Genomic DNA, 7,137 nt, shown 5'->3' on the forward strand with positions numbered 1-7,137 from the left:
CACATGCATGGCCGATATGCCCATTTGCAGGGGGTTTAGCGTGGCACCCGCCGCAGCGCCACCGCCCACGCCACCATCACCGCACCCGCCAGCCACACGAAGTCCGAGACCAGCAGCTTCTGCCAGAAATCCAGCGCATGGATGTCGATGGAGTCCCCGTACCACCACTTCGGCGGCTGGGTAATCACCAGCGCAGTCCAAGTGAACACCAGCGAGCCCAGCACTACGGGCCCGCCGAGCACCGTCAGGCAGCGCCACGCCAGGACGGGCAGCAGCAGGGTGAGCCAGATCCAGTGGTGGGACCAGGAGACGGGGGAAATCAGGAGCATGATGAGGGCGTTGACTAAGGCGGCGTCGATAAGCATGTTGCGGCGCATCAGCGCCACCATGAACCACCCACCCAGCACGATGACCAGCAGCGACAACCCCAACCACAGACCGTTGACCAGGCCGGAATGTGCGTCGAGTTCCGCGCCGGAGGTGAACCAGCGCATGATCATGCCCTTGAGGGAGCTGTTGGACTGGTAGACGGTGTTGACCCCGAACTCGGAACTCGAGCCCATGTCCAGCAACACCGAGGTGTAGAACTCTCTGGTGGCATCCCAACGGAACAGCGCCGCTACACCGGTCGCCAGTAGGGCGGACACCCCGGCGACGAGGATCGCCCGGAAATCTCGGCGCAGCAGGAAGTACAGCAGCATCGCCAGGGGAGTGAGCTTGATCGCCGCCGCCAGCCCGATGAGCCAGCCCTGCGGAAACCGGCGTTTGCGGGGCACCAGATCCAGCACCACCAGCGCCATGAGCACGATGTTGAGCTGGGCGAACCCGGAGTTCAGCCACACCGGCTCGATAAGCAGCACCACCGGCCATACCGCGGCGGTCAGCGCCGCCAGCGACCAGCCCCGGAGGCGGGTGGCGGCCCGCAGCACGAACCACAGGCACAGCAAAACCAGCCCGGCGGACAACATGATCATGAGGTCACCGGCGAGATCATCATCCGCCGCGGTGAACGGCAGCATCACCAGCGCGCCGAAGGGCGGGTAGATGAAGGGCAGGGCCAGGTCCCCGGCGTACATGGGCACCGAGTACATCTCGCCGCCGTCGCGGAAGGCGCGCACTCCCTGCAGGTAGATGATCATGTCGACAGGGAAGTCGGTGAGCATCATCTGGCGCCCGACAACGCCGAAACCCGCGACCATCCCCAAAGCTGCCATGATTTTCAGCAGCGTATCGAGGGGGAGGGTCGCGGGCTTCGAAAGATCAGTCACCCGGCTCATGCTAGTCGACCTGGCGCACGGCTCCCTTATCAGCGGAGGTGGCCATGGAGGCGTAGGCCCGCAGGGCCTTGGAGACGTAGCGCTCACGCTGGGCGGTCCACGGCTTGTCCGCAGCCTCCATTGCTTCTCGACGCCGCGCGATCTCCTCATCCGGCACATCCAGCGAGAGGCGGCGGGTGTGGACGTCGATGGTGATCGGGTCACCGTTTTCGATCAGCCCGATGAGACCACCGTGGGCGGCCTCAGGCGAGATGTGGCCGATGGACAGGCCCGAGGTGCCGCCGGAGAAGCGACCGTCGGTGATCAGGGCGCACTTCTTGCCCAGGCCGGCACCCTTGAGGAAGGACGTGGGGTGCAGCATTTCCTGCATGCCGGGGCCGCCGGAGGGGCCCTCGTAGCGGATGACCACGACCTCGCCGGCCTGGACCTCGCGCTTGAGGATGATGGACACAGCCTCCTCCTGGCTGTCGACCACGCGGGCCGGGCCGGTGAAGGTCCACAGCTCCTCCTCGACGCCGGCGGTCTTGAGCACGGAGCCATCCGGGGCGAGGTTGCCGCGTAGGACCACCAGGCCGCCGTCGGCGGAGTGGGCGTGCTCCACATCGTGGATGCAGCCGTTGACCTGGTCGGTGTCCAGCGAATCCCAGCGGTTGTCGGTGGAGAAAGGCTCGGTGGTGCGCACGCCACCCGGGGCGGCGTGGAAGAGCTCGACTGCCTCGTCGATGGCCTGGCCACCACGGATGTCCCAGTCGTCGAGCCACTCACCGATGGTGGGGTAGACCACGGAGTGGACGTCCTCGTTGAGCAGGTTCGCGCGGCGCAGCTCACCGAGGATGGCGGGGATGCCGCCGGCGCGGTGGACGTCCTCGATGTGGTAGATGCCGTTGGGGGCGACCTTGGAGAGGCACGGCACGCGGTGTGAGATCTCCTCGATGTCGGCGAGGGTGAAGTCGATCTCGCCCTCCTGCGCGGCGGCCAGGGTGTGCAGGATGGTGTTGGTGGAACCACCCATGGCCATGTCCAGCGCCATGGCGTTGCGGAAGGCGTCCTTGGTGGCCACGTTGCGCGGCAGGACGGACTCGTCCTCCTCGCCGTAGTAACGGCGGCACAGCTCCACTATGGTCTCGCCGGCCTGCTCGAAGAGGCGGCGGCGGGCGGAGTGGGTGGCCAGGGTGGTGCCGTTGCCCGGCAGGGACAGACCCAGGGCCTCGGTAAGGCAGTTCATGGAGTTGGCGGTGAACATGCCGGAGCAGGAACCACAGGTCGGGCAGGCGGATTCCTCGATCTGGGCCAGGCCCTCGTCGGAGACGTTCTCATCGGCCGAGGCGGCGATGGCGGTGATGAGGTCGGTCGGGGTCTGGGCGATACCATCGACAACCACGGCCTTACCGGCCTCCATCGGACCACCGGAGACGAACACGGCGGGGATGTTGAGGCGCAGGGCGGCGTTGAGCATGCCCGGGGTGATCTTGTCGCAGTTGGAGATGCACACCATGGCATCCGCGGTATGTGCGTTGACCATGTACTCGACGGAATCGGCGATGATCTCACGCGAAGGCAGCGAGTAGAGCATGCCGCCGTGGCCCATGGCGATGCCGTCGTCGACGGCGATGGTGTGGAACTCCTTCGGCACGCCACCGGCGGCGCGGACAGCATCGGCCACGATGTCGCCGACGTTCTTCAGGTGCACGTGCCCCGGGACGAACTGGGTATAAGAGTTGACGATCGCCACAATTGGCTTTCCGAACTCGTTTTCCTTGGTGCCGGTGGCACGCCACAGGGCGCGGGCGCCGGCGGCGTTGCGTCCGACGGTGGTGACTTTGGATCGAAGCGGGAACACCTACTGCTCCTTCGGGTTGTCGGGGGTGGTCTGCTGTTCAGCCTGGTACGCAGCGTACTCCTCCTGCGTCATGAGAACCTGGCGGCCGTCGCGGTAGACGACAGTCACCTTCTCATCGGCGGCTTCCTGCGCGGCGGTGAGCACATCGGGGATGCGTCCGTGCGAGGCCTCCGCCAGCTGCGGCAGCGAGTTGAAGGTCACGCCGGGCATGACGTGCTCCTTCCCGTCGGTGGTGGTCAGCAGGGCGCGGGCCCCTTTGAAGCCGACACCGGCGACGTCCTCCCAGGCGGTGGTCTGCCCGCCGCGGAAGGCGTAGGTGATGTCCACACCACGCTCGCCGACCTCGGTGCGCGCCCGCAGCACCCACCAGATGAAGGCCGCCGGGATGAGCAGCAGCCAACCCAGGTACAGCGGGGCGGAGGGGATGACCAGCAGCGCGACGGCGATGATCAGCGCCGCCGCGAAGAGATTAGCCCGCTCGGGACGGAACTCCAGGGATGAACTCATGGCGACCATGCTAGTTGAGGGGCTGCGTCGGCTCGGAGTTCGGGGTGTTCGGGGTGACCTGTGTTTCCGTGGCCTCCGGCACCTGCGTATCGACGCCCGGTTCCTCGGTCGGGGAGCTCGCCGTCGGCGCCGGAGGTACTGGTTGCAGCTGGGTCGGGGTGGGGGTGGGGGTGGCGGTGGGTTCCGTCCAGGTGGGTTCCGGCACCGGCTCTACCGTGGGTTCTGCGGTCTGGGTGGTTTCCGGGGCGGGGGTGCGCGGGGCCAGCACACCGGAGGGGCCGTCCTCGCCGGCATCAACGGTGAGCGTCTTGAGTACTAACAGCACGAACAACGCGCTGAACAGGTACATCGTGGAGGGGCGCACGCGGCCGCCGACCGAAGCCAGGCGCTTCCACTTCGACGTCGGCGAGTCGCTACGAAAGACCCCACCGGCCGGGGTCTCATCGTCGACGGTGTCCTCCGGCTCATCGCCCTGGGCGCCGCGCTCGACGACCGCTGGGTCCCGTCCTTCCTCATCGGCGAAGCCGACCGGGACCTCCATCTGTTGATCTCCGGCGGAATCATGGGGCGAGGAGACGGGGATGTCGATAAGCGGGACGTTGCTCAGAGCCGCGGTAGTGACGGTATCGACGCGGTCCTTGACGTCGCCGGTGATGGTGGTCGCCGAGCCGTACTCGTTCCAGAATTCATCGAGGATCTCGGTGCGGATCGCGCGCTCGACGAACCAGTGCATGCCCGCCTGGACCTGGATCATGAAACGCATGTCCACCGTCCACGGCATGCCCACGGTGGCCGGCGGGTTGATGTTCACCGCCGGGTGGACGTCGAGTTCGCCGATGAGCTCCTTGGTTACTTCGGGGCGTCGCAAAGCACGCCGCGTGGCGGCCTCCGCCCGATCAATCGCATCCTGCGTGTTGTCCGAACCCAGCAGCGGCACCGGGATGACAACCACGGCACGCGACCAGTAGTTGGAGGAGTTGATGCACACCCGTGCCGTGGAGTTCGGGATGATCACCGTCTCCTGCGCCAGGGTACGAATGCGCGTGGAACGCATGGTCACCTGAATGACCGTGCCCTCCACTGAGATCCCGTTGCCCTCGAAACGCACCCAGTCACCGACACCGAACTGCTTTTCCGTGAGGATGAAAAAGCCCGCCAGGAAATCCGCGATGATCGACTGCGCACCGAAACCGATCGCCGCCGAGACCACCGTCGCCGGGATCGCCGCCCCCGCCAACGAGAAGCCCATCACCTGCAGGAAAAACACCAGGAGCAGGAAGAACGCGATCATCTGGAAAACATAGACGGACACGCCCGCCAGGGCCAGGCGGGTCTTCGACTCATCCGCATCCGTCGTCTCCTCCACACCGCGGGCCAACCACCGCTGCGCGAAACGGCCCACGCGGGGGACAAGTAGCGCGAGCACCAGAAGGAGGGCCAGGGACAGACCCACGTCGGCTATCCAATGCCAGGCGCGGATGAGAAGGTACGAGATGAAGTCGAGCATGCCGACCACGATACGACTAACCCGGAACCTGTGTGTATGATGATCGGCATGATCAACATTCGACTCGTGGTAGTAGCTGCGCGGCGCCTGCCGTAAACGACGCTACTTTCTAGTCGTCTCGACAAGCGCCCTCGACAGCACCCACCATCAGTGCCTGTGCGGGGGCTTTGTCATTTGCCAGCCGGAGGACCCGTGCGCACCACGCGGGACGCCACCGGGTAGCGTCCCAACTGCATTGTTCATGTGAATTTAGGAGCTAGATAACGTGGCAGCTTCGCACACGCCCACCCCGGCCACGGTCGCCAAGAAGACCCCGGGGGACACCGCCCCGGAGCGCATGACCGGCGCCCAGGCGATCGTCCGCTCGCTTGAGGAGCTCGGCACCGACATCGTCTTCGGCCTGCCCGGTGGAGCCATCCTCCCGCTGTATGACCCCCTGTTCTCCTCCGAGAAGCTGCGCCACGTGCTGGTGCGCCACGAACAGGGATCCGGCCACGCCGCGACCGGCTACGCCCAGGTGACCGGCAAGGTCGGCGTCTGCATCGCCACCTCCGGCCCGGGCGCCACCAACCTGGTCACCCCGCTGGCCGACGCCAACCTCGACTCCGTGCCGATGGTCGCCATCACCGGCCAGGTCGGGCGCTCCCTGCTGGGCACCGACGCCTTCCAGGAAGCCGATATCCGCGGCGTCACCATGCCGATCACGAAGCACAACTTCATGGTCACCGATCCCAACGACATCGCCCGCACCCTCATGGAGGCCTTCCACCTCGCGCTGACCGGCCGCCCCGGCCCGGTCCTCGTCGACATCCCGAAGGACATCCAGAACGCCGAGTTCGATTTCGTCTGGCCGCCGAAGATGGACCTGCCCGGCTACAAGCCGGTGACCACCCCGCACTCCCGCCAGATCACCCAGGCCGTGCAGATGATCGCCGAGGCCGAGCGCCCCTGCCTCTACATCGGCGGCGGTGTCATCAAGGCCGATGCCCACCAGGAGCTGCTGGAGTTCGCCGAGTACACCGGCATCCCGGTCGTCACCACCCTCATGGCGCTAGGCGCGTTCCCGGAGTCTCACCGCCTGCACATGGGTATGCCCGGCATGCACGGCGCTGTCCCGGCGGTCGGCGCCATGCAGCGCTCTGACCTGCTCATCGCCATCGGCGCGCGTTTCGACGACCGCGTCACCGGCAACCTCGACGAGTTCGCACCGGACGCCCAGGTTATCCACGCCGACATCGACCCGGCGGAGATCGGCAAGATCCGCGAGGCCGCCATCCCGATCGTCGGCGACGCCCGCGAGGTGCTCTCCGCACTGCTGCGCACCTACAAGTCGCAGAAGAACCTCAACCCGCCGGCCATCTCCGAGTGGGTTGACTACCTCACTGACCTCAAGGAGCGCTTCCCGCGCGGCTATGACAAGCAGTCCGACGGCATGATGAGCCCGCAGTTCGTCATCGAGACCCTCTCCCAGGCTGCAGGCCCCGATGCCATCTACGTCGCCGGTGTCGGCCAGCACCAGATGTGGGCTGCCCAGTTCGTCGACTTCGAGAAGCCCCGCACCTGGCTCAACTCCGGTGGCCTGGGCACGATGGGCTACTCCATCCCCGCCGCCATGGGCGCCAAGGCCGGCCTGCCCGACGCCGAGGTGTGGGCCATCGACGGTGACGGCTGCTTCCAGATGACCAACCAGGAGCTGACCACCGCCGCCGTCGAGGGCTTCCCCATCAAGGTCGCCCTGATCAACAACGGCAACCTGGGCATGGTCCGCCAATGGCAGACCCTGTTCTACGGGGGCCGCTACTCCAACACCAAGCTGCGCGAGCAGGACGAGTACGTGCCGGACTTCGTCACCCTCTCCGAGGCGCTGGGCTGCGTTGCTTTCCGCGTGACCAAGGAAGAGGACGTCCTGCCGACGATCCAGAAGGCCCGCGAGATCAACGACCGCCCCGTGGTCATCGACTTCATCGTCGGTGAGGACGCCCAGGTTTGGCCGATGGTCGCCGCCG

The 7,137-nt window shown here is 66.4% G+C and carries 5 protein-coding genes; 1 reads left to right on the forward strand and 4 read right to left on the reverse strand.

The genetic code is table 11. The annotated features are described in order from the left end of the window. Positions 1 to 35 precede the first annotated feature (35 nt). Genes Q4G50_RS08570 through Q4G50_RS08585 form a run of 4 tightly spaced genes read right to left on the reverse strand, consistent with a single transcriptional unit; the run spans position 36 to position 5,131 of the window. Entirely contained in the window at positions 36 to 1,268 is a 1,233-nt protein-coding gene (locus Q4G50_RS08570; protein ID WP_303377238.1) for a glycosyltransferase family 87 protein, read from the reverse strand. Between the two features lie 10 nt (positions 1,269 to 1,278). Then, positions 1,279 to 3,117: a dihydroxy-acid dehydratase gene (gene ilvD, locus Q4G50_RS08575; protein WP_303377239.1), complete on the reverse strand. Its 1,839-nt coding sequence runs from the start codon at positions 3,115 to 3,117 to the stop codon at positions 1,279 to 1,281. Then, a complete protein-coding gene (locus tag Q4G50_RS08580) occupies positions 3,118 to 3,624 on the reverse strand; it encodes a PH domain-containing protein (protein WP_303377240.1) in 507 nt (168 codons plus the stop codon). Positions 3,625 to 3,634: 10 nt separating this feature from the next. Beyond that, positions 3,635 to 5,131, reverse strand: a complete 1,497-nt coding sequence (locus tag Q4G50_RS08585) for a mechanosensitive ion channel family protein (protein ID WP_303377241.1) — start codon at positions 5,129 to 5,131, stop codon at positions 3,635 to 3,637. 337 nt (positions 5,132 to 5,468) lie between these two features. Here Q4G50_RS08585 and Q4G50_RS08590 point away from each other — a divergent pair. Next, a partial coding sequence (locus tag Q4G50_RS08590; RefSeq protein WP_303377244.1) for an acetolactate synthase large subunit occupies positions 5,469 to 7,137 on the forward strand: 1,669 nt, incomplete at its 3' end.

The sequence above is a fragment of the Corynebacterium sp. genome, assembly GCF_030538285.1.
Classification (GTDB): Bacteria; Actinomycetota; Actinomycetes; order Mycobacteriales; family Mycobacteriaceae; genus Corynebacterium.